General features: G+C 66.3%; 24 protein-coding genes. 10 read left to right on the top strand and 14 right to left on the bottom strand.

What is annotated here, in order from left to right:
- Positions 1-49 precede the first annotated feature (49 nt).
- Together DXV50_RS01255 and DXV50_RS01250 are read right to left on the bottom strand one after the other, a co-directional pair.
- Positions 50-1,054, bottom strand: a complete 1,005-nt coding sequence (locus DXV50_RS01255) for a bile acid:sodium symporter family protein (RefSeq protein WP_117204419.1) — start codon at positions 1,052-1,054, stop codon at positions 50-52.
- 149 nt (positions 1,055-1,203) lie between these two features.
- The gene (locus DXV50_RS01250; RefSeq protein ID WP_157966943.1) at positions 1,204-2,403 is read right to left on the bottom strand and encodes an MFS transporter; all 1,200 of its coding nucleotides are present in this window, start codon (positions 2,401-2,403) and stop codon (positions 1,204-1,206) included.
- A gap of 413 nt (positions 2,404-2,816) precedes the next feature.
- Between DXV50_RS01250 and sufC the strand changes: the two genes are divergently transcribed.
- The 6 genes from sufC to DXV50_RS01220 all read left to right on the top strand — a co-directional run bounded on the left by sufC (position 2,817) and on the right by DXV50_RS01220 (position 8,386).
- Positions 2,817-3,608, top strand: coding sequence for a Fe-S cluster assembly ATPase SufC (sufC, locus tag DXV50_RS01245; protein ID WP_117204417.1), 792 nt, complete (start codon positions 2,817-2,819; stop codon positions 3,606-3,608).
- On the top strand, positions 3,605-5,026 hold the full coding sequence (sufB, locus tag DXV50_RS01240; protein WP_117204416.1) for a Fe-S cluster assembly protein SufB: 1,422 nt from the start codon (positions 3,605-3,607) through the stop codon (positions 5,024-5,026). The genes sufC and sufB overlap by 4 nt, the downstream gene beginning before the upstream one ends.
- Positions 5,026-6,165, top strand: coding sequence for a SufB/SufD family protein (locus tag DXV50_RS01235; protein ID WP_117204415.1), 1,140 nt, complete (start codon positions 5,026-5,028; stop codon positions 6,163-6,165). The genes sufB and DXV50_RS01235 overlap by 1 nt, the downstream gene beginning before the upstream one ends.
- Complete coding sequence (locus tag DXV50_RS01230) at positions 6,159-7,433, top strand: aminotransferase class V-fold PLP-dependent enzyme (RefSeq protein ID WP_117204414.1); 1,275 nt, start codon at positions 6,159-6,161, stop codon at positions 7,431-7,433. Before DXV50_RS01235 ends, DXV50_RS01230 begins: the two co-directional genes overlap by 7 nt.
- A complete protein-coding gene (gene sufU, locus DXV50_RS01225; protein WP_117204413.1) occupies positions 7,420-7,857 on the top strand; it encodes a Fe-S cluster assembly sulfur transfer protein SufU in 438 nt (145 codons plus the stop codon). The genes DXV50_RS01230 and sufU overlap by 14 nt, the downstream gene beginning before the upstream one ends.
- Before the next feature lie 82 nt (positions 7,858-7,939).
- Positions 7,940-8,386: an RrF2 family transcriptional regulator gene (locus DXV50_RS01220; RefSeq protein WP_117204412.1), complete on the top strand. Its 447-nt coding sequence runs from the start codon at positions 7,940-7,942 to the stop codon at positions 8,384-8,386.
- Between the two features lie 22 nt (positions 8,387-8,408).
- On the opposite strand, the gene DXV50_RS01215 is transcribed toward DXV50_RS01220, so the two are convergent.
- The 6 genes from DXV50_RS01215 to DXV50_RS01195 all read right to left on the bottom strand — a co-directional run bounded on the left by DXV50_RS01215 (position 8,409) and on the right by DXV50_RS01195 (position 14,517).
- The gene (locus DXV50_RS01215) at positions 8,409-9,893 is read right to left on the bottom strand and encodes a serine hydrolase domain-containing protein (protein WP_232817415.1); all 1,485 of its coding nucleotides are present in this window, start codon (positions 9,891-9,893) and stop codon (positions 8,409-8,411) included.
- 103 nt (positions 9,894-9,996) lie between these two features.
- Complete coding sequence (locus DXV50_RS09500; protein WP_157966942.1) at positions 9,997-10,134, bottom strand: hypothetical protein; 138 nt, start codon at positions 10,132-10,134, stop codon at positions 9,997-9,999.
- Positions 10,134-11,387 carry a D-alanyl-lipoteichoic acid biosynthesis protein DltD gene (gene dltD, locus DXV50_RS01210; protein WP_117204410.1) on the bottom strand — a complete coding sequence of 418 codons (1,254 nt, stop codon included), beginning with the start codon at positions 11,385-11,387 and terminating at the stop codon, positions 10,134-10,136. The genes DXV50_RS09500 and dltD overlap by 1 nt, the downstream gene beginning before the upstream one ends.
- Positions 11,380-12,570, bottom strand: a complete 1,191-nt coding sequence (dltB, locus tag DXV50_RS01205; RefSeq protein WP_117204409.1) for a D-alanyl-lipoteichoic acid biosynthesis protein DltB — start codon at positions 12,568-12,570, stop codon at positions 11,380-11,382. Before dltB ends, dltD begins: the two co-directional genes overlap by 8 nt.
- Positions 12,571-12,588: 18 nt before the next feature.
- Positions 12,589-12,834: a D-alanine--poly(phosphoribitol) ligase subunit DltC gene (gene dltC / locus DXV50_RS01200; RefSeq protein ID WP_117204408.1), complete on the bottom strand. Its 246-nt coding sequence runs from the start codon at positions 12,832-12,834 to the stop codon at positions 12,589-12,591.
- Between the two features lie 54 nt (positions 12,835-12,888).
- On the bottom strand, positions 12,889-14,517 hold the full coding sequence (locus DXV50_RS01195) for an amino acid adenylation domain-containing protein (RefSeq protein ID WP_117204407.1): 1,629 nt from the start codon (positions 14,515-14,517) through the stop codon (positions 12,889-12,891).
- Between the two features lie 829 nt (positions 14,518-15,346).
- Here DXV50_RS01195 and DXV50_RS01185 point away from each other — a divergent pair.
- Together DXV50_RS01185 and DXV50_RS01180 are read left to right on the top strand one after the other, a co-directional pair.
- Complete coding sequence (locus DXV50_RS01185; protein WP_117204406.1) at positions 15,347-15,838, top strand: helix-turn-helix domain-containing protein; 492 nt, start codon at positions 15,347-15,349, stop codon at positions 15,836-15,838.
- Positions 15,839-15,858: 20 nt separating this feature from the next.
- Positions 15,859-16,710, top strand: a complete 852-nt coding sequence (locus DXV50_RS01180) for an IS3 family transposase (RefSeq protein WP_198666371.1) — start codon at positions 15,859-15,861, stop codon at positions 16,708-16,710.
- A gap of 93 nt (positions 16,711-16,803) precedes the next feature.
- On the opposite strand, the gene fba is transcribed toward DXV50_RS01180, so the two are convergent.
- Positions 16,804-17,676 carry a class II fructose-1,6-bisphosphate aldolase gene (fba, locus tag DXV50_RS01175; protein ID WP_117204405.1) on the bottom strand — a complete coding sequence of 291 codons (873 nt, stop codon included), beginning with the start codon at positions 17,674-17,676 and terminating at the stop codon, positions 16,804-16,806.
- Between the two features lie 204 nt (positions 17,677-17,880).
- Here fba and DXV50_RS01170 point away from each other — a divergent pair, with 204 nt between their 5' ends.
- Positions 17,881-18,816: a hypothetical protein gene (locus DXV50_RS01170; RefSeq protein ID WP_117204404.1), complete on the top strand. Its 936-nt coding sequence runs from the start codon at positions 17,881-17,883 to the stop codon at positions 18,814-18,816.
- Between the two features lie 76 nt (positions 18,817-18,892).
- On the top strand, positions 18,893-20,290 hold the full coding sequence (locus DXV50_RS01165) for an aminopeptidase (RefSeq protein WP_117204403.1): 1,398 nt from the start codon (positions 18,893-18,895) through the stop codon (positions 20,288-20,290).
- 178 nt (positions 20,291-20,468) lie between these two features.
- Here DXV50_RS01165 and DXV50_RS01160 read toward each other — a convergent pair whose 3' ends face one another.
- From DXV50_RS01160 to DXV50_RS01140, 5 genes are all read right to left on the bottom strand, one after another.
- Entirely contained in the window at positions 20,469-21,566 is a 1,098-nt protein-coding gene (locus DXV50_RS01160) for an AAA family ATPase (RefSeq protein WP_117204402.1), read from the bottom strand.
- Between the two features lie 172 nt (positions 21,567-21,738).
- Entirely contained in the window at positions 21,739-22,488 is a 750-nt protein-coding gene (locus tag DXV50_RS01155) for an ABC transporter ATP-binding protein (protein ID WP_232817414.1), read from the bottom strand.
- A 23-nt stretch (positions 22,489-22,511) separates the two neighbouring features.
- Positions 22,512-23,576 (bottom strand): ABC transporter substrate-binding protein, encoded by a 1,065-nt coding sequence (locus DXV50_RS01150; protein WP_198666370.1) that lies wholly within the window; start codon positions 23,574-23,576, stop codon positions 22,512-22,514.
- Complete coding sequence (locus tag DXV50_RS01145) at positions 23,573-24,349, bottom strand: ABC transporter permease (RefSeq protein ID WP_117204400.1); 777 nt, start codon at positions 24,347-24,349, stop codon at positions 23,573-23,575. The genes DXV50_RS01150 and DXV50_RS01145 overlap by 4 nt, the downstream gene beginning before the upstream one ends.
- A gap of 11 nt (positions 24,350-24,360) precedes the next feature.
- Positions 24,361-24,702, bottom strand: a complete 342-nt coding sequence (locus tag DXV50_RS01140; RefSeq protein WP_117204399.1) for a thiamine-binding protein — start codon at positions 24,700-24,702, stop codon at positions 24,361-24,363.
- Between the last annotated feature and the right edge of the window lie 535 nt (positions 24,703-25,237).

The raw sequence follows: 25,237 nt of genomic DNA, 5'->3' as shown, positions 1-25,237 counted from the left end.
GAAGGTTGTGGCCGCGGGCTGCCTTGGACAAAAGGAGCGGGGCAGCAGCTCAGCGCTTCTCCACATTTTGGGACATAATCCCCCGTCCCTTTTGTCCCATGGCGGCGTCCTCGCGGGCCAGGAGCCAGCGCATGAAGCTGCCAAAGCACGCGGCGAGCACCTGCTGGAAGAGGGTGCCCGTCATAACCGGGAACATGACCTCTCCGGGAAAGTACTGGGCGGCAAGGACCGCGCCGGCCGAGATGTTGCGCATGCCGGTCTGATAGGTCATGGTGACCATCGTCTCGCGCGGGCGGCGCCAGAGCTTGGCTATGACGAGGCCCCAGAAGTAGCCCGTGCTGGCAAACAGGCCGATGAAGACGATGACCCCCACGAGCTGCGGCGTCAGGTTGCGCATGTACGGGGAGACGCCCGTGGAGTTGGAGAGAATGACCAGCACGAGCGCCACCTTGGCGGCGGGCGCCAGCACCGGTGAGAGCTCGGCCTTGGCCCGGCCGCGGGTGAGGTCGTTGACCACCATGCCGGCGAGGGCGGGCAGCGCGATCTGCACGAGCATGTCGCCCATCATGCCCGCGACGTCCACCTCGACGGTCTGGCCCAGCAGCACGTGGAGCGTGAGCGGGATGGTGACGGGAGAGAGCACCGTGGAGACCAGCAGCGTTGCCAGGCCGAGCGAGACGTCTCCGCCGAACATGCCGATCCACATGGTGGAGACCACCGCCACGGGCACGGAGTACTCGAGGACGATGCCCAGCACCAGATTGGGGCTGCTGCCGAAGAGGAGCGTGCCCAGGCAAAACGCCACGAGCGGCATGGCCACGGCGGAGACGGCGAGCGTCACCAGCATGGGTGCCGGGCGCGCGAAGGTGCGCCCCAGGTTGGAGAGGTTGTTGCCCAGGGCGCCCTGGAAGGTCATGAACGCAAAGAGGGGCGTCACCCACGGCTTGAGGAAGGCCAGCTGAGACGGGAAGAGCACGCCCAAGGCCACGCAGATGGGGGCAATGAAGGCCAGGTGAGAGCCTATGAACTTGCCAAACGCCTTCCAAGCCTGCATGCTGCCTCCTCGCGAGCGATGCGCCCGCCGCACACGGACGCCAACGCCCGCCATCATAGGAACCGCCCGGCGAGAAGCGCTCACCGGGCGGCCTTGCGGCACCAAGTTGTAACGAGATGCGGCGAGAGGCACTTCTCGCCGAGCGCGCCCTACCGGCGGCGGGAGAGGGCCCAGAATGCGAGGGCGATGGCGACGGTGGCCAGGCTCGCGCCGAAGAGGACCGCCTGCACGCCAAAGGCGTCGGCGAGGAAGGGCGCCACCAGCAGCGGCACCACTCCGGCGCCGTTGAGGCCCACGCGCATGGTGGCCATGACGCGGCCCACGTGGCTGGGGTCGCAGCGCTCCTGCGTGAGCGTGGCGCGCACCGGGCCCATGGAGCCAAAGCCGATGCCGCAGACGGCCTGGCCGAAGGCCGCCACCCAGACGTTGCCCGTGCCCACGTAGACGCACGAGCCCACGCCCGTGACCAGCAGCGCCGCAGACAGAAGGCCCATGGAGACGTGCCTCTGCGGCACGCGCATGATCAGAAGCGAGCCCACCGTGCCGCCGATGCCCGCAATGGCAGAGAGCCAGCCCATCCACTGCGTGCCCACCTGCAGGACGTCGCGGTAGAAGAGGCTCTCCAGGCTGTCGAAGGCGCCGTAGGCAAAGAACCCCATGAAGCCCATGAGGAAGATCAGCCGCAGGTCGACGTTGCGCACCGTCACGCGGACGCCCTCTGAGAGCGTTGCCAGAAGGCCGTCCCTCTTACCAGACGGGGCGCCCGGGGCGGCGGCACCCACCGGGCGTGCCTCGCGCGTGGCCAGCACGAGCGCGATGGCCGGCAGCGGCGCCAGCGCAAGCAGCGAGAAGACCGCCTGGTTGGTGAGGGAGCCGGTGATGACGCCGCCCAGGGCCGGGCCCAGGATGACGGCAACGCTGGTTGCCGTGTTGTTGAGGCTGTTCATGCGCAGCAGGCTGCCGCCGTCGTCGGCGAGGAAGCGCGGGTAGGCGTCGATGGCCGTGGTCCCCGTGCCAAAGAGCAGGCCGTTTGCCACGGCCAGCACGTAGAGCTGCGGGTAGCTCACCGGGGCGAGAAGGCCCAGGACGCCGCAGGACGCCAGCGCCGCCAGCGTGACGGCGAGGGTCTTGCGCGGCCCCGCGGCGTCCACCACGGCGCCGGAGCAGAAGTTGCCCACGATGAGCGCCAGGTTGAGACAGAAGACGAGCGCGGACACCTCGAAGGCGCCAGCGCCCAGCACGTAGGTGGCGCAGCCTATGATGCCCACGAAGTATGTGGACTGAAATCCCAGCTGCAGAAGAAAGTTAGCGGCAACAACTCGCCGCTCGGGGGTGTTAAGAAGATTCAATTTTGCTCCCAGGGGTCAGGGGTTCGAGACAGAATTCGGCCACGACGCAAAGGGCGCGCGGCAATCGCGGCCTATCAGATGGCGCCGCTCTCATACATGTACATGTGCCCGACCTCCCAGACTCGGAGCCAACGCTGCCCAGTATGGCACAACCCCCGCGCCTGCCCCGCACGACGAGAAGCCCTTCTCGCCCAAGGATAGAAATGCCCCCGCCTGGGTAGGAATTGTCGGGTCGGGGTGTTTTCTGGCGCCGCCGACGGGAATTTCAGCCCTGACCCTTGCGCCAAAATCCCCACAAACTAGTATGAATTAGGCTGCGCCCACAGGGCGCGACCGCGGCGGCCCACCCGGCCGTCGCACGCAACAGCCAGCACGCCAGCGCGCACCCGCGCGCCAACCATAAGGAGAGATACATGGCAAGTGAGCTTCTCAACGTGAGCCAGGTCTTTGCTGGGACCGAAGACAAGCCCATCCTCCACGGGGTCGACCTTTCCGTGGGCGAGGGCGAGTGCCACGTGCTCATGGGCCCCAACGGCGCCGGCAAGTCCACGCTAGGCCACGTCATCATGGGCGACCCCACCTACCGCGTCACCGACGGCAGCATCAGCTTTGACGGCGCCGACCTCACCGACGCCTCCGCCGACAAGCGCTCCCTGGCCGGTATCTTCCTCTCCTACCAGGCCCCCGTCGAGGTGCCCGGCGTGCCCCTCTACAGCTTCCTGCGCACCATCTGCCAGATGCGCCCCGAGCTCAAGACCACCGCGCGCAAGTTCCGCCAGCGCGTGGGAGAGATCGCCGACCAGCTCGACCTTGACCAGTCCTTCCTCATGCGCGAGCTCAACGTGGGCTTCTCCGGCGGCGAGAAGAAGAAGATCGAGATGCTCCAGCTCCTGCTCCTGCGCCCCAAGCTCGCCATCCTCGACGAGACCGACTCCGGCCTGGACGTCGACGCCCTGGGCGTCGTCAGCCGCGGCATCGAGGCCTACCGCAAGGAGTGCGACGGCGCGCTCATCGTCATCACGCACAACACGCGCATCCTGGAGCGCCTCGAGGTCGACCGCACCCACGTCATGGTGAAGGGCCACATGGTGGCCGAGGGCCCCGCCTCCCTCATCTCCGACATCGACGCCAACGGCTTCGAGCGCTTTGAGCGCGAGGCCGCCGAGAAGGGCATCATCTCCCCCAAGACGGGTGATGCCGAGTGAGCGAGGAGCGCAAGCGCACCCAGGTGGCCGACGTCGACCGCTCCCTCTACGACTTCACCAAGTCCGAGGAGGGCTACGAGCGCTACGCCGACGGCCTGACGCCCGACATCGTCCGCGCCATCAGCGCCAAGAAGGACGAGCCCGAGTGGATGCTCCAGATGCGCCTGGACGCGCTGGACAAGTACCACGCCCGCCCCATGGCGGACAACTGGGGTCCCTCCATCGCCGGCCTTGACCTGGACCACATCTCCACGTACGTCTCGCCCAAGACCAAGCAGGCCAAGAGCTGGGACGACGTGCCCGAGGACATCAAGGACACCTTCGACCGCCTGGGCATCCCGGCCGCCGAGCGCGAGAGCCTGGCCGGCGTGGGCGCCCAGTACGACTCCGAGATCGTCTACCACAACATGCGCGAGGACGTGGCCAAGCAGGGCGTGGTCTACACCACCATCGAGGACGCGCTGCACGACCCCCAGTGGGAGCCCGTCGTGCACGAGTACTTTGGCACGCTCATCCCACCCACCGACCACAAGTTCGCGGCACTGCACTACGCCGTCTGGAGCGGCGGCTCCTTCGTCTACGTGCCCGCCGGCGTCACCCTGGACTACCCGCTGCAGAGCTACTTCCGACTGAACGCGCAGGGCGCGGGCCAGTTCGAGCACACGCTCATCATCGTGGAGCCCGGCGCCGACCTGCACTTCATTGAGGGCTGCTCCGCCCCCAAGTACTTTGAGGCCAACCTCCACGCCGGTGCCGTGGAGCTCTTCGTGAAGGACGGCGCGCGTCTGCGCTACTCCACCATCGAGAACTGGTCCAAGAACATGTACAACCTCAACACCAAGCGCGCCAAGGTAGGCGCCGACGCCAAGATGGAGTGGGTCTCCGGCTCCTTTGGCAGCCACGTCTCCTACCTCTACCCCACCACCATCATGGAGGGCGCGCGCTCCAGCTGCGAGTTCACCGGCATCACCTTTGCCGGCGCCACGCAGGACCTGGACACCGGCTGCAAGGTCGTCATGAACGGGCCCGACACCACGGCCACGGTCAACACCAAGTCCATCTCCAAGGACGGCGGCATCAACACCTTCCGCAGCTCCGTGGTGGTGGGCCGCCGCGCCGACCGCGCCCGCTGCAGCGTCTCCTGCCAGTCCCTCATGCTGGACGACATCAGCCGCTCCGACACCATCCCCGCCATGGACGTGCGCAACGCCACCGCCCAGGTGGGCCACGAGGCCACCATCGGCCGCATCTCCGACGACACCATCCTCTACCTCATGAGCCGCGGCTGCTCGGAGGCCGAGGCGCGCACCCTGGTGGTCAACGGCTTTGCCAACCCCGTCTCCAAGGAGCTCCCCATGGAGTACGCCGTGGAGATGAACAACCTGATCAAGCTCGAGATGGAAGGGGCCATCGGCTAATGGCTGACGAGAAGAACCAGCAGGCCGCCGCACCCGCGGCCGCCAATGCGGGCACCGTCACGCTCGAGCGCGTGAGCACCCCGCCTGCGCAGACGTGGAACCGCCTGCGCGCCAACGACATAACCCTCACCGTGCCCAGCATCTCCCGCAAGGGAGACGTGCACTTCGCGCTGCCGCAGCTCTTCTCCAAGATAGAGTGCGGCATGGGACAGAAGGTCACCGACTGGGTCTGCTCCCAGGCGGCAGACTCCCGCTACGTCGAGGTGCCGCGCGGTACCCACCGCGAGGAGCCCATCGTGGTCTCCGTGAGCGCGGACGAGGGCCAGGTGGCAGACACCGGCGTCATGGTCCGCGAGGGCGCGAGCGCCACCATCGTGGTGGCCGCGTCCGGCCAGGGCCAGGCGGGCACGTGCGCCTCCCTGCTGCGCGTGGTCGCCGAGGCCCGCGCCTGCGTCACCATCGTCGAGGTCCTGGGCGTGGCCGAGGGCCAGCAGCACCTGGAGAGCCTGGGCGTGAGCGCCGCCGCCGACGCCCGCGTCGAGGTGCGCCAGTACGCCCTGGGCGGAGGCACCCTCGCCCTGGGCAGCGCCATCGACCTGGCCGGCGACCGCTCCCGCGCGGACCTCACCTGCCGCTACCACGCCCGCCGCAAGGACGTCCTGGACATCAACCACGTCGTGCGCCAGCGCGGCCGCAACACCCGTGCCGAGGTCAGCGAGTCCGGCGCCCTTGACGACGCCGCCCGCAAGACCCTGCGCGCCACCATCGACCTCGTCCACGGCGCCCGCGGCTCCAAGGGCAACGAGGCCGAGAGCGTGCTCGTCCTGGGCGACGACGTAGTCAACAAGACCATGCCCGTCATCCTCTGCGACGAGGACGACGTGGCCGGCAACCACGGCGCCACCATCGGCAGCGTGAGCCCCGAGCAGATCGACTACCTCATGGACCGCGGCCTTTCTCGCCGCGAGGCCGAGCAGCTCTTTGTGCGGGCCATCTTCGAGGACGCCATCATGCACGCCCCCGAGGAGGCCTCCCACCGCGCGGCCGTGCTGCGCGCCGAGGAGGTCCTGGGCGCAGACGTTGCCCACGACTTCGACGAGGGCGCAGGGCTGCCCGAGGGAGGCGAGGCCGCATGCTAGACGCCAAGGCCGCGGCTGACATCAGCCAGAACCCCGTGAAGCAGGACTTTCCCCTGCTGGCCGGCCACCCCGAGCTGGCCTTCCTTGACAGCGCCGCCACCGCTCAGCGCCCTGCGTGCGTGCTTGACGCCGAGCGCCGCTTCTACGAGACCATGAACGCCAACCCGCTTCGCGGCCTCTACAGCCTGTCCGTGGCCGCCACGGCAGAGATCGGCCGCGTGCGCGAGCAGGTCGCGCGCCTCATCGGCGCCGTCGACGAGGACGGCCGCGCGCTGGCGCAGGACGTCGTCTTCACCCGCAACACGTCCGAGAGCCTGAACCTGGTGGCCAAGTCATTCTCGCCGCTTGTGCTCAAGGCCGGCGACGAGGTTTGCGTGACCATCATGGAGCACCACTCCGACCTCATCCCCTGGCAGCAGGCCTGCCGGGCCGCCGGCGCCACGCTCGTCTTCCTCTACCCCAACGAGGACGGCGTCATCACCGACGAGGAGATTGCCGCCAAGATTGGCCCCAAGACCCGCATCTGCGCCGCCGCCGAGGTCTCCAACGTGCTGGGCATCCGCCTTCCCGTGGAGAAGATTGCCGCGGCCGTACACGCGCAGGGCGGCTACATGGTGGTCGACGGCGCCCAGTCCGTGCCCCACATGGCCGTCGACGTGCGCGCGCTCGGTGCGGACTTCCTGGCCTTCTCTGCCCACAAGGCGCTGGGTCCCATGGGCATCGGCGTGCTGTGGGGCAGGCACGACCTTCTCGACGCCATGCCGCCCATGCTTACCGGCGGCGAGATGATCGACTCCGTGACCGAGCAGGACGCCACCTGGGCGCCCGTGCCCGAGAAGTTCGAGGCCGGCACGCAGGACGCCGCCGGCATCTACGCCACGGGCGAGGCCCTGACCTACCTCACGCAGACGGTGGGCTACGAGGCCGTGGCCGCCCGCGAGGCTGCCCTGGTTGCCTACGCGTGGGAGCGCATGGGGCAGCTGGACTTCGTCGAGCTCATCGGCCACCCCGAGGCCTCCCAGCACCACGGCGTCATCAGCTTCAACGTGCGCGGCGTCCACCCGCACGACGTGGCCAGCATCCTGGACATGTCGGGCGTGTGCATCCGCGCCGGCCACCACTGCGCCCAGCCGCTGCTCACCTGGCTCGGTGTGGAGAACCTGGCCTGCTGCCGTGCCAGCCTGGCCTTCTACAACGACCAAAGCGACGTCGACCGCCTGGTGGACGCCCTGACCCAAGTTTGGACGGTATTCCATGGCCGTGACTGACCTCTACAACGCCGAGTTCATGGACCACGTGTCCCACCCGGACTACAAGTACCAGATGGACTGCCCCGACTGCACCCACGAGGGCGTCAACCCCTCCTGCGGAGACGAGCTCACCTTCAGCGTGCGCTTTGCCGACGACGGCACCATCGACGAGGCCGCCTTCACCGGCCACGGCTGCGCCATCAGCCAGGCCTCTGCCGACATCATGAGCGACCTCATGGTGGGCAAGACCCCCGAGCAGGCCATCGGCCTCTGCAAGCTCTTCATGCAGATGGTCCGCGGCGAGGTCTCCGAGGACGACCCCAGGATCGACGAGCTTGAGGACGCCGCCATCCTGAAGGACATCGCCCACATGCCCGCGCGCGTCAAGTGCGCCGAGCTCGCCTGGCGCACCCTCGAGGAGATGCTCCAGGCCCGCAAGTAACGTCCGAGTTGACAAAGGGACAGTCCCTTTGTCAACTTTTCGCACCAGTTCCACCCGCCACAGACACCGAAGGGAGAAACTCATGGCTACCGGCATGTTCTCGACAAAGGGCATGTACGCGCTGCGCGCCATGGCAGACCTCGCGAGCCACGAGGGCTGGGTCTCCCTGGGCGACGTCTCCAAGCGCCAGAACATCTCGCGCAAGTACCTGGAGCAGGTCATATCCCTCATGCACAAGGCCGGGTACGTGCAGAGCCAGCGTGGCAAGGGCGGCGGCTACAAGCTCACGCGCAAGCCCGAGGAGTACACGCTGGGAGAGCTCCTGCGCGCCGCCGAGGGCTCCCTTGCGCCGGTCGGGTGCCTGGACTGCTCCAACGGCACCATCTGCCCGCAGATAGGCTCTTGCAGCACTGTGAGCGTCTGGAGGGACCTCGGCCGCGTGACCTCCTCCTACCTCGACTCAAAGACGCTGGCGGACCTCGTGGGTCCCGACGGGGGCTCCTGCGGCGTCACCTTCAGCAACAAGTAGCGCCCGCGCGCAACGGCGCGCCTCAGCCACACGCAACGCAACCATGGCCTCCCCGGGCTCGTCCCAGGGAGGCCACCTTCATGGCGCCGCCGGCCGCCAGCAGCACGTCGCAGATGGCCATGACCAGGGCCTGCTCGGGGTAGAAGTCCGCGAAGTCGCGCAGGCGCATGCCAAAGCCCGCGGGGACAAGCGCCACGCAGACGGGCACCGCCACATGGAGGGCGACCGCCCACGCCGCGCGCACGGCCCGCTCGGGGGCGTCTGCTGCGGCCATCCTCCCGGCCCAGCGGCGCGCGAGCAGGACGGGCGCCACGCAGGCGAGAATCGCCAGCAGGTAGGCAGCGTCGTAGCAGGCGTGCGTGGCGCACGTCTCGCCGGGGTCGATGCCCACGGCCACGCCTCCCACCGCAAGTGAGGTCACGTCGTCGGCCATCTGCCAGAACGCGGCGTTTCCACCCACCGCGTCGTTCTGGTCAGCCAGGAGCACGATGCCCAGGTCGCGCCCGGGAATGACGCACATGCGCGCCACGTAGTTCTCCACGTCGCCGTCGTGCGACATCACGAGCTCGCCGTCGCCCCAGCTGTAGGTGGTCCAGCCCATGCCGTAGCAGGTGTCCCCGCTGGCGTCTGGAACACGGTCAAAGACCATGCGATGTACGCCCGCGCGCGAGACCACGCCCGCACCGCTATTGAGGTACATGCGCAGGTAGGAGGCCATGTCGCTGATGCTTGCGCGCACGTAGCCAGAGGCGGGGCCTCCCCAGGCGCCGTCTCCCCTCTCATGCACGAAGCCGTCGGCCACGGGCAGCCCGAACCAGTTGCGATGGCCGGTGGCCTCGCCGTCGATGCCGCCGCCGGCGTTGTCATCGCTGCCGGCGGCCGCAGCGCTCTTCTCGCCGTCCAGGCAGGCGTCGGCCATGCCGAGCGGACCCCAGAGGTTCCTGCGCAGGTAGTCCCCGTAGGACAGGCCGCTCGCACTCTCCACGAGCCTACCCAGCAGGTCGTAGTTGGCGTTGGCGTACGAGAACTCGCCGTAGGACTCCCCCACCCGCGCGTCGGCGAGGCTCTGGTAGTAGCCAAAGCCGCTCGTCTGGTTGAGGAGGTCGCGCACCGTCACCGAGCGCGGGACGCCGTAGGCGGGCAGGTAGTCGTCTACGGGCGCATCCAGGCTGACGGCGCCCGCGTCCACCAGCTGCTGGACGGCCGCCGAGGCCATGCTCTTGGAGAGCGAGCCGATGATGAAGGTCTGGTCCGCGGAGGTGACGTCGCCCACCGTCCGCAGGTAGCGCACGCCGTCCGAGTCAACCACGGCCACGGCCGCACCCGGCACGCCCGACGCGGGAAACGCCTGGTCAAGATAGGCGTCCAACGCAGACGAGAGCACCTCCCCGCGCAGCTCGGCGCCAATGGGCGCCACGCCCATGTCGGTGGGGTCGGCTTCGTCGGCCTCCGCCTGCGCGTCGTCGGCCTCGTCCGGGAGGAGCGCCTCGTCGGCATGCGCCGGCACCGACCACACCCAACCGGAGGCAAGGAGAACAGCCAACAGGGCAAACGCCAGCGCCCGCAACGGATGGGTATGGTCGCCCTTCGCAGCCCCGGCAAGGAATCGCCTAGAATCCGCCATAGACAAACCCCACCGGCTCGTTAAGCCCCGAGAGCGCGATGAACCAGACCAGCAGGGCGCCGAACGCCACCACGGCAAGCGCCGCCCCTGCAAGGAGCGCCGCGCGAAGCAGCCCTTTGCCCATCAGCGCCCACCCGCCCTCGTCGGGTACTCGTCGTCGTTGCCGCTCACAAAGTCGTAGAACGCCTGCTCTATGCGCACCCAGCCCTTCCAGCCCGGGTGCACCGTGTCGCACAGGAAGTACTTCTCGTACTCGTAGGGCGAGAAGTCCGCGTAGCTGGCGCCCGCCTTCTGGCAGGCCTCGCGTATTGCCTGATAGTAGCGCTGCCGCACGTCCGAGGAGACATCGCTCACGTCATACCACTGGCCATGGACCGGCAGGATGCAGACGAGCGGCTCGAAGCCAACCTCGCGGCACACCTGGAGAAGGCAGGCAAAGTCCGCGTACTCGTCCGCTGCGTCGTCAAAGTTCTGGAAGAGCTCGGGGTCGTACGTGTGGTTCTTCTCCCAGAACTCGTCGTAGATGCCAAAGTCGTTGTTGGTGCAGGCCGCCTGGCCCTCGGCCTCGGCGCTGGCCAGCAGCGCGTTCCAGTCCGGCTCGCCCGTGGGCTGGCCGCTCGCGCGCGTGGCGCTCTTGGTGGGCGCCAGGCTCACGATGTTGGGAATCTGGCTGCGCAGCCTCCAGGAGTCCGCCGCCGCAAACGCCGCGTCGTTTATGGCGTCAAGGGGCGTGTCATGGCTCGCCGCGGAGAGCTTCTGCGCGTCGATGCCCAGCTCGGAGCAGCGACGGCGCAGGTAGGCCTTGGTCTGGTCGGAGAGCTGGGCGCTCTGCATGCAGGCGCGGTAGAGGCTGTAGGAGAACTTCGTGTAGAACTTGTCCTGGTCGCCCGAGCCCTTGAAGAACCACTGGGGAGAAACCACGATCATGACCTTGCGGTTGCGGACCTTGCCCGAGCTGCCGTAGGCGCCCGCGGCGATGGCCTGCCAGAGGCTCTGGTCGTAGCCCTCACCGATGTAGGTCATGTCAACGCCCGCGTTGTTCTCGCCAAACACGGCCTGGGGGCACATACTCACGCGGTTTTTGGAGACGTACCACTCGGAGGAGCCAAAGCAGAGGTAGCCGTCGTCGGACATGTTGCTGGTCACAAAGTCGACGTTCTCGGACTTGCCCTGCGCATAGACGTAGTCGTAGAGCTTGCTCGCGTCTGCGTGGCCGTTGCCGGGCAGCACCAGCCTGTCAAAGGCAAGAAGGCCAAGGCCGAGCGCCGCCACGCCGAGGAGGACCGCGCAGAGCAGGCTCGTGCCGCTCACCTGCGGAATCGACGGCAGCCAAAGGCCGCGGCCGCGCCCTTTGGCCCCAGTGGGCTTCCTATCCATTGAGCACGCCTCCCAGCGCGACCCCCACCTGTCCGGAGAAGATCGCAAAGCCGAACATGACAAGCTGCAGCGTCACAAACCACAGGCCCACGCGGAACCACGCCTGGTGCCGGTGCGCGCGATAGAAGCGCGACCTCTTCTGCATCCACTCCGTGGCGCCCAAGAGAAGGCCGTGGTAGACGCCATAGGCTATGTAGCAGGGCGCGATGCCGTGCCAGAAGCCCATGACCAGCATGTCGACCATGAAGGCCACCTGAGCCGTGCGGACGCGCCCGTGGACCAGGCGCCTATGCATGCACCAGCGCGTGAACCGCATGAACACGAAGTCGCGAAACCACGTGGAGAGCGTGATATGCCAGCGGTTCCAGAAGTCCACGATGTCTGCCGCCGCAAAGGGCGCGCGGAAGTTGCGCGGGCAGCGAATGCCCAAGCAGTAGCTCGCACCCATGGCCATGAGGCTGTAGCCCTGGAAGTCGCAGAAGAGGTAGAGGCCGTACTGGTAGGCGCACCTCACCTGGAGCCAAAGCTCGGCGACCACGTCGGCGCCGCCGCTGGCGCTGCCCCATGCGGACGCCGCGTAGCCGCGGTGGACCCATGCCGCCAGCACGAACTTGTACGCCGCGCCGGCAAGGAGGAGCAGGATGCCGCGGGCAAGGAGCCCCGCGTACTCGTCGCGGGAGGGCACGGCGCGGGCGTCGGCGGCAAAGCGGCGGCTCCGGTCGATGGGGCCGGACGAGAACTGCGGGAAGAACAGCAGGAAGTAGAGCCAGTCCTCGAGCCCGAGGTCCTGGGCGCCGATGAGCCCGTCACGGACCTCGATCACCACCTGGACGGCCTTGAACGTCACGTAGCTGATGCCCACGAAGCCCCAGAGGCCGACGCCCGCGGTCGCGGTGAGCTTGTAGACCGCGAGTGGGGCCAGGCTCGCCGCCACGGCCAGGCCGTAGCGCACGTTGTCCCTGGGGCTCGCAGCGAGCCAGAGCATCGCCGCCCGTGCAAGCAGCAGAAAGGCCACGAGTCCCGCAAGCTGCACCGGGTTGCCCATAAAGGCGCAGGCGAGAAACCCCAGCGAGACCGCCAGGCCATAGCGGCGCAGGCTGTGTCCCGCCAGGCCGAGCGCCGCCGCGGGCACGAGGGCGGCCGCCAGCAGCACGAAGAAGCTTGGGTCGGCGAAGAGCGTCATGCCGGGCCGCCAGCCGCGCTAGAGGCGCTTCTGGACTTGCGCGATGATCTTTGCCGGCGTGTTCATGGCCGAACGCTCCACCTCGGTGGGGGCGATGCTCACGCCGAACTCGTCCTCTATACCAACCAGCAGCTCGATGGCCGCCATGGAGTCAAGAAACCCCAGTTCAAATAGGTCATCATCCATGTGGTCGCGAACGGACGGGTCTCCGCTCACGTCCTCGAGCAGATCCATCATGCGGTCGCTAAGCTCGTTGTTTTCCATCGGGACCCTCCTCGGTCTCATGCCGTGCCAAGGCGCGCCCGGCACGGCCACCACCTATCGAGAAACGCTTGCGGCAAGCGACCTGCGGTCGGCCTTGCCGTTGGCGTTGAGCGGCATGCGCTCGAGCACGCGCACCTGCCGCGGCACCATGTAGGCCGGCAGGCTGCGGGCGAGCTCCGCCTTGAGCTCGCGGCTCAGGGCAAGGGTGTCGCGGGGCGAGCCGGGCTTCTCGCCTGGCGCGCCGGACTTCTCGCCCTTCTCGCCGCCCGCCGCGAGGACGACGAAGGCGCAGAGGCTGCGCACGCGTCCGTCCTTTGTCGCAGGCGCCACCACGGCCTGCTGGACCTGCGGCAGGGCCTCGAGCGCGCCCTCCACCTCGCCGAGCTCGATGCGAAACCCGTTGAGCTTCACGAGCGAGTCGAGCCTGCCCTCGCAGTGAAGAAGGCCGCTAGCGTCAATGCGCCCCAGGTCACCGGTGCGATACGCGCGGGTCGGGGTGCCGTCGCCCATCTGCGACTCAAAGAAGGCCAACTGGGTCTTCTGCGGGTCCTGCCAGTAGCCACGCGCCACCGTGTCGCCCACAATCACGATCTCCCCCGTCTGGCCCGCCGGCACCGGCTCGCCAGTCTGGTGGTCGACGATGCGCAGCTCGGTGCCGCGGCGCGGGCGCCCGACGGGCAGCGGCGTGGGGTCGGCCAGCTCCTTGTCGCCAATCTGACAGTACGTGACGGCAACTGTGGACTCGGTGGGCCCGTAGGTGTTTGCCACGATGGCCTGGGGGAAACGTTCCCGCAGCTTTGCCGCGGTGGTGTGGTGCAGCGTCTCACCGCAGAACAGAAAGAGCCGCAGGTTGGGAAGGAGGCGCTGGTCAAAGCTCTTGTCCACGAGGCAGAGGTCGGCAAAGGAGGGCGTGGAGACCCACACCTGGACGCCCGAGCGCGAGAGGTCGTCAAACAGGGCACGGAAGTCGGAGCACTCCCCCTCGTCCACCGCATGCAGGCAGCCGCCGGTAACAAGCGCCCCCACGAGCTCGAACTCGCTCAGGTCAAAGGAGTAGTGGGCCTGGTCGAGAAAGACGCGGCCGCCCTTGCGGACCTGCGGGAACTCGCGCAGCCACTCCGAGAACTGGGCGACGTTTGCGGCCGTGACCTCAATGCCCTTGGGGCGGCCCGTCGTGCCAGAGGTGAAGATGATGTACTGGGTCTCCTCCCCGCTCACCCAGCGCTCGCGAGGCAGCGGGGCCGCCTTAAGGCCGCGCTCCTCGGCGTCGACCAGGAGCTGGCGCGCGTCGAGATAGCCCGGCTCCAAGATCATGGGTGCCAGCTCCTCGGGCAACTCGCAGGCAGCCAGGCATGCCGCGCCCTCGATCTGGCCGGCGATGTCGTGCACCCGACGGGCGGGCAGGCTCACGTCGACCGGCACGTAGGCGTGGCCGCTCATGAGGCAGGCGAGAAACGAGGCCACGGTCGTGGCGGTCTTGCGTCCGAGGACGAGCACGGGGCCGCGGCCCCCGAGGTGGGCGTCGAGGCCATGTGCGATGACGCAGGCCTGGTCCCAGAGCTGCGCGTAGGTGGTGTCCTGACAGGAGGCCGCGCTAAAGGCCGGGGCGTCCGGGGCGAGCCTCGCCCACCTCATGACTGAGTCGAGCAGTACGTTGGCGCCTGTGGTTCCCGTGGAAGCCATGGGGTGGTCCCTTCTGCATAAAACCGCTGCTTAGGGGCCATATTGGATGAACACTTGTTGTATAGGGAGAACGGCACAAAGGCGGCACAAGAGTTGCCGCTTGCTGAAGACGTCGGCCGGCGCCTGGCGGGCTACGGCGCGGTCTTCTCGCCGTGCCTGGCCGATGGGCGGAGGCGAAGCTCCTGGAGGGGCGCACCACGAGCGCGGCCGCCACTATGAGCGCGGCCGTCGCGCCCAGGCTCATGATGGGCGTGTTGGCACCCACCGCGGCCATGCCTAGCTCCCCGCCCTCGCCCGAGAAGTGGCCGATCATGACGACGTCGATGAGGCTTGAGAGCTGCTCGAGGATGCTCGTGGCCGTCAGCGGCAGCGCAAAGCGGGGCACGGACCGCCAGAGCGAGCCCTCGAGGATTGCCGATTGGTCTTGCATGGGAATGTTGGAGCCTTTCGCGGGGATCCGTGCTTGCGTACACGCTATTCCCCGAAGCGCGGTCCAGGTCAAGCGGCGCTCAAGCCCATGCAAATGCACAGAACGTGCCTTCGTGTGAGTGTTTTTGATTTCCTTGCGCAGAACCCCGCTTGGTGTGAGTCCATTTCCGGCTGATTTGGCGCTTTGCGGCGTCTCCTGTCAGCAAAAGCCCAGTTGGCGATTTCCGGCTACTCGGGCACACCCCAAAAACGGCTCACACCAAGCCGGGTTCTGCACAGACTTTTCCAAGATGCTCACACGAAGGCGCGTTCTGTGCAAAGCGAGGGCTTGCGCCGCAAAAAGGCCCGCCCGGAATGAACTGCCTCCCATTTCTTGGACACGAGAAATGGGAGGCTTTTTATGCGTGTCGACTTGAGGGTGAAGCACGACATCGAGGCCAGGAAGGCGGCGATCGGGCTCTTCGAGCGAGGCAACGGCTACAAGTCTGCGGCGAAGGCGCTGTCGGTCCCGCGCGGAACCGTGAGACAATGGCTCTGCGTATACCGGTCGTTCGGAAGCGGGGTGCTGCTATCCATGGACGGCAAGCAGGCCAGGTACACATACGAGCAGAAGGTCGCCGCAGCCTCCGCCGTGGTCGACGGCGGCATGACGAAGGCCGAGGCGATGGCGGCGTTCGGCATAATGTCGATGTCGCCGCTCAAGAAGTGGTGCGCGCTATACCGCCGGGGCGGCGCGGAGGCCCTGCGCCCGAGGCCCAAGGGCCGGCCGAGCGGTTCCAAGGCGAGGCCGCGGACCCGCGAGGAGGAGCTCGAGGAGCGCTGCCGAAGGCTCGAGACCGAGGTGGCCTACCTAAAAAAATTGCGTGCCCTGGTCGAGAGGGACGGGCTCTGACCAGGGCGAAGGTCGAGGCCGTGAGGGTCCTGCGCGAAGAGGGGCACGGGCTGGGGCGCCTGCTGGAGTGCGCCGGCATGGCCCGGTCCAGCTACTACTACGCGCTGTCGCACCCGAAGGCTCCCACCAGGCCCGAGCTCTGGGAGGCCGCCGCCGAGATATTCTCGCGCACCGCCAACGGGTGCGGCCACAGGCAGATCGCCATGTGCCTGCGCGCCGAGCAGGGCGTGCGCATAGCCTACAAGACGACGCTGAAGATGATGCGCGAGATGGGCATCAGCTGCGGGATCCGCCGCGAGACCGACTACCACAGGTACAACTCGTACAGGGGCAAGGTCGGAAAGACCTTCGAGAACGTCATCGGCAGGGACTTCGCCGCCGACGGGCCGTGGGAAAAGATGGGCACCGACGTCACCGAGTTCAAGCAGCCCTGGGGCAAGGCCTACTTCGCGCCGGTCTACGACTTCGGCAGCAAGGAGATCGTCGCCTGGTCCACGTCGCTGCACCCCAACATGGCTCAGCAGCACGAGCTGCTCGACCAGCTCGTGTCCAAGAAGCCCAAGGGCTCCAGGCCGATCCTGCACTCGGACATGGGCTGGCAGTACCAGCAGGCCGGTTGGTGCAGGCGGTTGGAGGAGGCCGGCGTGGTGCAGAGCATGTCCCGGAAGGGCAACTGCATCGACAACGGCGCGACGGAGCAGGTGTTCGGCCACATCAAGGACGAGTTCTTCCGTGGAAGGACGTGGCCGGACTTCGAGTCCTTCAAGGCGGACCTCGACGACTTCGTGGTCCATTGGAACACGAGGAGGCGCCAGGTTAAACTGAAGGGACTGACCCCGGAGGAGTTCCGGAGACAGTCCCTTGCGGCGTAGTTCTTATTTAAGCCGTCCAAGTTTTGGGGTGCAGTTCAGAAAATCCGGGCGGGCCTTGGGAGTGCCTTTGAAAGAAAGGCCTTTGGCGACTTGCTAGTTCCAGGCCTTGCCGTCGGAGCCAAACTCGCAGATGAGCTCCTTGGTGCGGGTGACGATGGCCTCGCGACCAGGCTTGAGGAGCTTGCGCGGGTCATAGCCCTTGCCCTGCTGGTCAGCGCCGGACTCGATGTACTTGCGAGTGGCCTCGGCAAAGACGACCTGCAGGTCGGTGTTGACGTTAATCTTGGAGACGCCCAGGGAGATGGCCTTCTGGACCTGCTCCACGGGGATGCCGGTGCCGCCGTGAAGGACGAGCGGCAGGTCGCCGGTCAGGGCCTTGATCTCGGACAGGCGGTCAAAGGAGAGGCCGGCCCAGTTGGCGGGGTACAGGCCGTGGATGTTGCCGATGCCGCAGGCCAGGAAGTCAACGCCAAGGTCGGCGATGGCCTTGCACTGCTCGGGGTCAGCGAGCTCGCCGTTGGAGGCAACGCCGTCCTCGACGCCACCGATGCCGCCGACCTCGGCCTCGACGGAGATGCCCTTGTTGTGGGCGATCTTCACGATCTCGGCGGTGCGGGCGAGGTTGGTCTCAAAGTCGGCCTCGTGGGAGCCGTCGTACATGACGGAGGTGAAGCCGGCCTCGATGCACTTGAGGGCGTCCTCGTAGGTGCCGTGGTCAAGGTGAAGGGCGACGGGGACGGTGATGTTCTTGTCCTCGACGAGCTGGTGAACCATCTGGGAGACAATCTTGAAGCTGGTCTGCCACTTGGCGGCACCAGAGGTGCACTGAATGATGACGGGGCTCTGCAGCTCCTCCGCGGCATCCAGGATGGACGAGGCCCACTCGAGGTTGTTGGTGTTGAAGGCACCAATGCCGTAGTGGCCCTTCTCGGCGCTCTGGAGCATGGCAGTTGCGTTGACGAGCATGTCTAACCTCCATTTGACGAGAAACAAGAAAAATCGGTACGCGGCCATATTACCCCGTCAGACGGTAGAAAATCACCGCAAACGGGTATCTGTGTTCACAATTCTGTGAGGAATCGTTCACATAGATAGCGTGATTCTATCCTTGGGTACCAGAGTAGGACCAAGGGTTTCGGCCACGTGCATGACAACGAGAGGTGAGCGTGCTTGGCAGGCAGGCAAGATCAGAACGGCACTGACGAGAAGGGTCTCTTCGGAGACTTCTCGGTCTCGACGGTCATAGCGAGCGGCCTTGCCGCGGCGACGTCGTTTGCACTGTCGTCCAAGATCGGCCTGGCTGGCTCGATCATCGGCGTGGCCATCGGCGGCGTCGCCTCCGCGGCCGCCTCGCAGATATACAAGAGCCTGCTCAAGGCCAGCGCGCAGAAGCTCAGCGACCTGACGCCGGACGCAACGCCGGGCGACGCCGCGGCATCGGCGGCCGAGCCGGGTGCCGAGCCCGCCACCATTCCTGACGCAACGACCGACGCCGAGCCCGCGGCGGACGAGACGCGCGTCTATCGCCCGGGCTCCCTCTCCGGCCGCTCCCCCATCCAGGAGGTGGCCGCCACCGGCACGCCCATAGCGCCAGCAAGCGTCCGCTACGCCGCCCACGAGCGCGAGCGCCGCGCGCTCAGGCGCCGCGCCACGGCCATAGCCGCAGCCTTCGCCATTGCCGCCGTGCTGCTGTTTGCGCTGGTGGTAAACGTCGCCACCCAGGGCGCGGGCATCGGCTCCAGCGCCACTTCAAGCAGCGGCGAGGCCACCAGCTCCACCACCGAGGCCCCCGCGGGCCAGGACGCCACAAAGCGGACCGACGGCGAGAAGGCCACGTCCTCCCCGGAGGCGCCCGCCAAGAAGGATGAGACCACGCAGCCCAAGAAGCAGGAGACCGCTTCCCCCGCTCCCGAGACGCCCGCGTCCTCGCCGTCTGCCGGCGGCGCCTCGGCGGCCACGACCGACGCCACCACTCCCCCGGCGAGCGGCTCGCAGGGGTCCGACGCCAAGCAGGACAAGCCGAGCGGCACCGACGCCAGCAGCTCGGGCAGCACCCCGGGCGGCACCGCGCCGAGCCCCGACACAACCACCACCGGAACCAAGTAAACTCTGGTGTGACGTAACAACGGAAACGAGAAAAAGGAACTGTCCCCTTTTCTCGCCTGGGAAGGAAGGGAAGCCAATGGAGCGTCCGAACGCCTGGAAGGACTACACGGCCGAGCAGCTCGACGAGCTGCACTACCTCTGCGAGGGCTACAAGGCCTACATCTCCGACAACAAGACCGAGCGCGAGTGCTGCGCCGCGGCCGTGAGCCTGGCCGAGGAGGCTGGCTACGTGGACCTGGCCGCCAAGATCGCCGCCGGCGAGGCCCTGAAGCCCGGCGACAAGGTCTACGCCGTCAACCGCGGCAAGGCCCTCATGCTGGTCAACCTGGGCACCGACCCGCTGGAGCAGGGCGTCAACATCCTGGGTGCCCACATCGATTCGCCGCGCCTGGACGTCAAGCAGAACCCCATGGAGGAGAAGAGCGACCTTCTCACCCTGGACACCCACTACTACGGCGGCATCAAGAAGTACCAGTGGGTCACCGTTCCGCTGGCCATCCACGGCGTGGTTGCCAAGAAGGACGGCACCGTCGTCCCCGTGGCCGTGGGCGAGGACCCGGAGGACCCGGTGTTCTGCATCTCCGACCTGCTGCCCCACCTCGCCCGCGAGCAGCTCACCAAGGAGGCCTCCAAGGTCATCGAGGGCGAGATGCTCGACGTCCTGGTGGGCGGCCGTCCCGTCTGCGTCAAGGACGGCGAGAAGCCCGAGGAGAAGGACCTGGTCAAGCGCGGCGTCCTTTCCATCCTCGAGGAGCAGCTGGGCATCGACGAGGAGGACCTCCTCTCCGCCGAGCTCGAGGTCGTTCCCGCCGGCGCGGCCCGCGACCTGGGCTTTGACCGCTCCATGGTCCTTGGCTACGGCCAGGACGACCGCTCCTGCGCCTACACGAGCCTCGTGGCCCAGCTGGACGTCAAGGAGGTCAAGCGCACCTCCGTCTGCCTGCTGGTTGACAAGGAGGAGATTGGCTCCGTGGGCGCCACGGGCATGAGGAGCCGCTTCTTCGAGGACACCCTGGCCGAGGTGCTGGAGCTTGCCGGCGTCCACGGCGAGCTTGCCCTGCGTCGCTGCCTGCGCGAGTCCAACATGCTCTCCAGCGACGTCTCCGCTGGCTATGACCCCAACTTTGCCTCCGCGTTTGAGGAGAAGAACGCCAGTTACCTGGGCCGCGGCCTCACGTTCAACAAGTTCACCGGCGGCAGCGGCAAGTCCGGCTCCAACGACGCCGACGCCGAGTACGTGGCCAAGATCCGCCGCGTGATGGACGAGGGCGGCGTTCACTTCCAGACCGCCGAGCTCGGCCGCGTCGACGTGGGTGGCGGCGGCACTATCGCCTACATCCTGGCCCTCTACGGCATGAGCGTCATCGACTGCGGCGTGCCCGTGCTGTCCATGCACGCCCCCTGGGAGATCACCAGCAAGGCCGATATCTACGAGGCCTACCGCGGGTACTGCTCGTTCCTGCGCCTGGCTTAGGTAACGGCAAAGTCCGTCGAGGCCCCGGCTCCGCACTTCCTACGCTAGTTACGCTTCGCAAAGAACTTGCTTTAGGAAGGGCGGGGCCGGGGCCTCGACTGCGTTAACGGTGCTGGGCCAGGCGCTGGGGCGAGAAGTGACTGCGGTAGAGGGTCACTCTTCCGCCCCTTGTTTGGGTTTAGTCGCCGAGATACTCTTTGAGGTATTCCTTGAGGAAGGGAAGGGCAAACGTGACTTTTCCGCGGCCCTTCGAGGCGATTACGCCCTGCTCAAGCAGCCTTCTCCGATATTGGGAGACGTATCCCGTCGATTGTCCCATCCTCTCGGCAATCTCAGAGGTCCTAGACTCATCACGGTCTTGGGCCATGGCGCACAAGAATTCAAGGTCTTTATCAGAGAGCTCGTCCAAGGTTGCCTTAAGCACGCGAGTCTCGAAATCTGACCTTGCGCGGGAGATGCCCCGCTCGGCGCTCTCTACATCAATTGTGCTTGAATTCCCGGCAGCTTGCCACGAGCGATAACCCATGAGCTGAATCAAATACGGGAATCCCCCACAGGCCTCCACGACGCGGCCAAGCGCATCAGGAGTAAAGGCCTTCTCTCCCTCTTCTGCAGTTCGCTCGAGGACAAGCTCCGCATCAGCATCGCCGATATCTCCAATATGGTATTGGCTGGCTCGGCGCAAAAAAGAGGCTGATTTGTCGTTGAGAAGCAGAGACACCTCGGAGGGCAGGCCCGCCATAAGCAGAGCGACCTTCCGCTCGTCACGAACAAATAATTGGTAGTAGCTTGCGAGCAGCCCCATCTCCTCAAGGCTGGGTCTAACCTCATCGACCGTGATGAGTAGTCCCACGTCCCGTCGATCGAGTTCGTCAAGCAGTGCAGACATACGCAGAAACCACGTGGGCTTCTCCGATGGCTTGGCCTCCCACTCTAGCCCAATCAGCTGGCCAATCGTAAGACCCGTCAGCTTCGTCTCGTCGGATTGGCAAATCAAGTGCGAACTCGCCTTAACGGTTCCCTGGAAGATCTCTTCGAGCATGCCGCCGACGCAGGGCACATTAACCGCAAGCCATCCCTTGCTTTCGGCCTCATTGGCCAAAAGAGACAACAGGGCGGTCTTGCCCGTTCCACGAGCACCGATGAGTATCGACGTTAGGCTCGGGTCTCCGGGAGCGTTGTCGAACGCAGAGACAATCTCGTCGATCAGCTGATCGCGCCCAGCAAGAACCCTGGGAACCTGCCCGAAATTTGGTGTAAAGGGGTTTCTCGCCATTTCTTTCTCCAGAGACTTAAGGACGTCATCATGCCACTGATTATATTCTTTTAGATACTTTTGTCACTTTTAGAAAGTTTTGCTTCTTTTAGAAAATGCAAGTCGCCCAAGACGATACGGCTTGGGCGACTTGCATTCTGAAGTCACTAGATTTGCGACGCAGACCAGCGCTTTAGCCCAAGAGGCTCAGAACTTCTCGCTTGGCCGTGAGGAACTCTGGGGAGAGGTCGAAGGCTCCTTCTACCTGGTGGTTTATGGGGACTTCGCCGGCTATGGTCGAGGGGGTTCCGCCTCTGGGGTCGCCTTCCAGGACGTAGACGCGGGTGGCCATGATGACGGCCTCGTCCACGTCGTGGGTGATGACCACGGAGGCCATGCCCAGCTCGGAGGCCGTCCTGACGTACCAGCTGCGGATGTCCGCTCGCGTGAGGGCGTCAAGCGCCGAGAAGGGCTCGTCCAGCAGCGCCACGTCGTTGCCCATGAGGTAGGTGCGCAGGAAGGCCGCGCGCTGGCGCATGCCGCCGGACAGCTGGCTGGGCCACTTGTCCTCCACGCCCGCAAGGCCAAAGCGCTCCAGGAGCGGCCTTGCCTTCTCGCGGGCCTCGGCGGGCCTCATGCCGCCGATGACCAGCGGAAGGCAGGCGTTGTCCAGGATGGTGCGGCTCTGCAGCAGCAGGTCCTTCTGCAGCATGTAGCTCACCTGGCCGGGCTTGCCGGTGATATCGCGCCCGTGGAGAAGGACCTGCCCCTCGCGCGGACGGATGAGGCCGGAGAGCGCGTGCAGGATGGTTGTCTTGCCGCAGCCGGACTTGCCCACGATGCAGACAGTCTCGCCGGGGTCAACGCACAGGCTCACGTGGCGCACGACGTCGGAGCCCTCGTCCCACGCCAGGGTAAGGTCGCGCGCCTCGAGGGCGGGCAAGATGGTCTTCTCGGCCATTGGGGCTAGGCCAGGTAGGAGGTGTCAAAGCCGGCGTTGACGTCCAGCTTGTTCTCGACCAGGTCGTTGTCGTTGAGCCACTGGAAGTACGCGGCCCAGCGCTTGCCGTCGATGACGCCCCAGCTGGAGGCGTCGGCGGTGTACTGGTCGGCCAGGTACTTGGCGCTGGCCTCGACGAGCGCGGAGTCAAGCTCGGGCACCTCGTCGCACAGGATTTGCGCAGCGTCCTCGGGGTGCTCGACGGCAAACTCGTAGCCCTTCTTGGCGGCGCGCAGGAAGGCCTTGACGGCGTCCGGGTTGCTCTTCATGAAGTCGTTGTTGGCGGCCAGGACCGGCGTGTAGAAGTCAAAGACGTCGTCCATGTCCTTGAAGCTGAAGTAGTTCACCGGGTAGTCCTGGACGGCGGCGTTCTGGACGGCCCAGCCCTCGTAGACCCAGACGCAGTCGAACATGTTGGCCTTCAGGCCCTGGACCTCGTCGTCCACGGTGAAGGGGACCATCTTGAGCTTGCTGAAGTCGCCGCCGTCGGTGGTCATGATCTGCTTGATGGTTGCCTGCTCCACGGCCATGTCCCAGGTGGTGTAGACGTGGTCCTCCATGAGGGCGGCGTGGGTGATGCCGTCCTCGGCGCGGCTCATGATGCCGGAGGTGTTGTGCTGGATGACGGCGGCCACGGCGGTGAGTCCGGTGTTGCCGGCGTCGTAGGCGGCGGCCAGGTAGTCCTGGTAGCTCACGCCCAGCTGGGCCTGGCCGGTGCCGATGGCGCCCTCGGCGGTGCCGTCGGCAGGCTGGACGATCTCCACCTCAAGGCCCTCGTCGGCAAAGAAGCCCTTGTTCTGGGCCACGTAGATGCCGGTGTGGTTGGTGTTGGGGGTATAGTCCAGGCAGAACGTGATCTTGGTCTTCTCGCCAGACGCGGCCTTGGAGTCAGAGGCGGCGCCGTCGGCGGAGCCGTTGCCGGAGTTGCAGCCGGCAAGCACCAGGGTGGCGGCGGAGGCCAGGGAGGCACCCACAAAGGCGCGGCGAGAAAGACCGGCGGTCAGGATGCGGGAGGCGTTGGTCGTTTTCATTGTTGATCGTTCCTCTCTGCCCTCTTCCAGGGCATGCAGATTCGTTCCAGCACATCAACGCCGCGCATAAGCGCGAGCGAGAGCGCCGAGATGATGATGATCACCGCAAACATGCGGTCGTACGAGAAGGACTTGCGGACGCGGGTCATGTAGACGCCCAGGCCCCAGAAGCCGCCGAGCCACTCGGAGATGACGGCGCCCACGATGGCGTAGGTGGCGCTGATGCGCAGGCCGCTGAAGAACTGGTCCATGGCGGCGGGCAGCTTGGCGTAGCGGAAGATCTGCCACTCGGTGGCGCGCATGGTGCGCATGAGGTCGATCTGGTCCTGGTCCACGGAGCGGAATCCGTTTGCCAGGGCCACGGTCACCGGGAAGAACGTGGTGATGACGACAAGCAGCACCTTGGGCAGAAGGCCGTAGCCAAACCACAGCACAAAGAGCGGCGCGATGGCCACCGTCGGCACGGTCTGGGAGACCGTGAGCAGCGGGTCAAAGGCCAGGTAGAAGGTCTCAAAGCGGTCCATGAGCACGGCAAAGGCAAAGCCCACGGCCACGCCAATGGCAAGGCCCAGCGCGGCCTCGGCAAGCGTCCACAGCAGGTGCTGGCAGAGCAGCGACAGGTCTCCCACCAGGGCGGCCACCACCTGCACGGGACTGGGCAGCATGAAGTTGGGCACCAGGCCGGCCGAGCAGGCACCCTGCCAGACGGCAAGGATGCCCAGGATGGCGCAGACGGGCGCGACAACCCTCTTTGTGGGCCTGGAGATGCGCATGCGCTTCTCTCCTACGCGGCGGAGCCGGCGGACTTGGGGGCAAACTCCGGGTCGCCCTCGTGGTACTTGGCCACCTTGTGCTCGGTGGTCATGACGTCGCCCTCGGGCTTGAAGTTGATCTTGGCGTAGGTCATGACGTGCTTGCAGCCCGCCTTGGCACCCACGAGCTGGCAGTTCTTGAGAATCTCCATGCACTGGTCGTAGTCGCCCTCGATGGCGGTCTCAAACGGGCCGACGAAGTAGTCGATGCCCGTGGAGTCAATGTAGGCGATGACCGCGTCCACGGCGGCGCAGGTTGCCTCGTCTGTCTGCGCGTCCATGGGCAAGTACTGGATGGCAATTGAACAGTTCAAAGCGGCTCCTCCCCGCGCGGCGGCAAAACCGCGCCTCTGGGCACAAAAGATGCGCCCCGTCTCCGTAGGCGCCCAAGCAAGCCAAGCTCTGGTCCCTACGCCGGCATTACCCGGATCAGGTCTAAGGTCAGGGCCGCGTGGGTGGGCCCAATCTCAGCCGGCGTGCGCCAGCCCCCTTTTGTTACGAGGGGTAGTGTAGCACGGGCGGGGTTGCGGCGCGTTTGTGGCGGGTGCGGCGGGCTGCTTAACCCCGGTATGTACACCGTTGCAGGTTTGATGCTTTGGCGAGAAGGACGCTGACCTGCGGTTTTCTCGCCAAAGCACGGGTTTTGGACGTACATCAATGTTGCAAGTGCGTACATACCAGGGTGAAGACCTCGGCCGACAAAACCGACCTATCGTAGAAAGCGCCTCGCGGGGACGCCTCCGGCAAGCAGAGGCTTCTCGCCAGGTTCCGCCAAAGAACAACGACAATTACTTTAATCTCTTGGGGAGTGGGATTGCGTACACGCGGCCAGACCGAACGGAGCACCCG

It is taken from the genome of Paratractidigestivibacter faecalis (genome assembly GCF_003416765.1).
Taxonomy (GTDB): domain Bacteria; phylum Actinomycetota; class Coriobacteriia; order Coriobacteriales; family Atopobiaceae; genus Paratractidigestivibacter; species Paratractidigestivibacter faecalis.
Note: the sequence above shows the minus strand (reverse complement) of the source record. Positions and strands in the feature narration are given on the sequence as shown.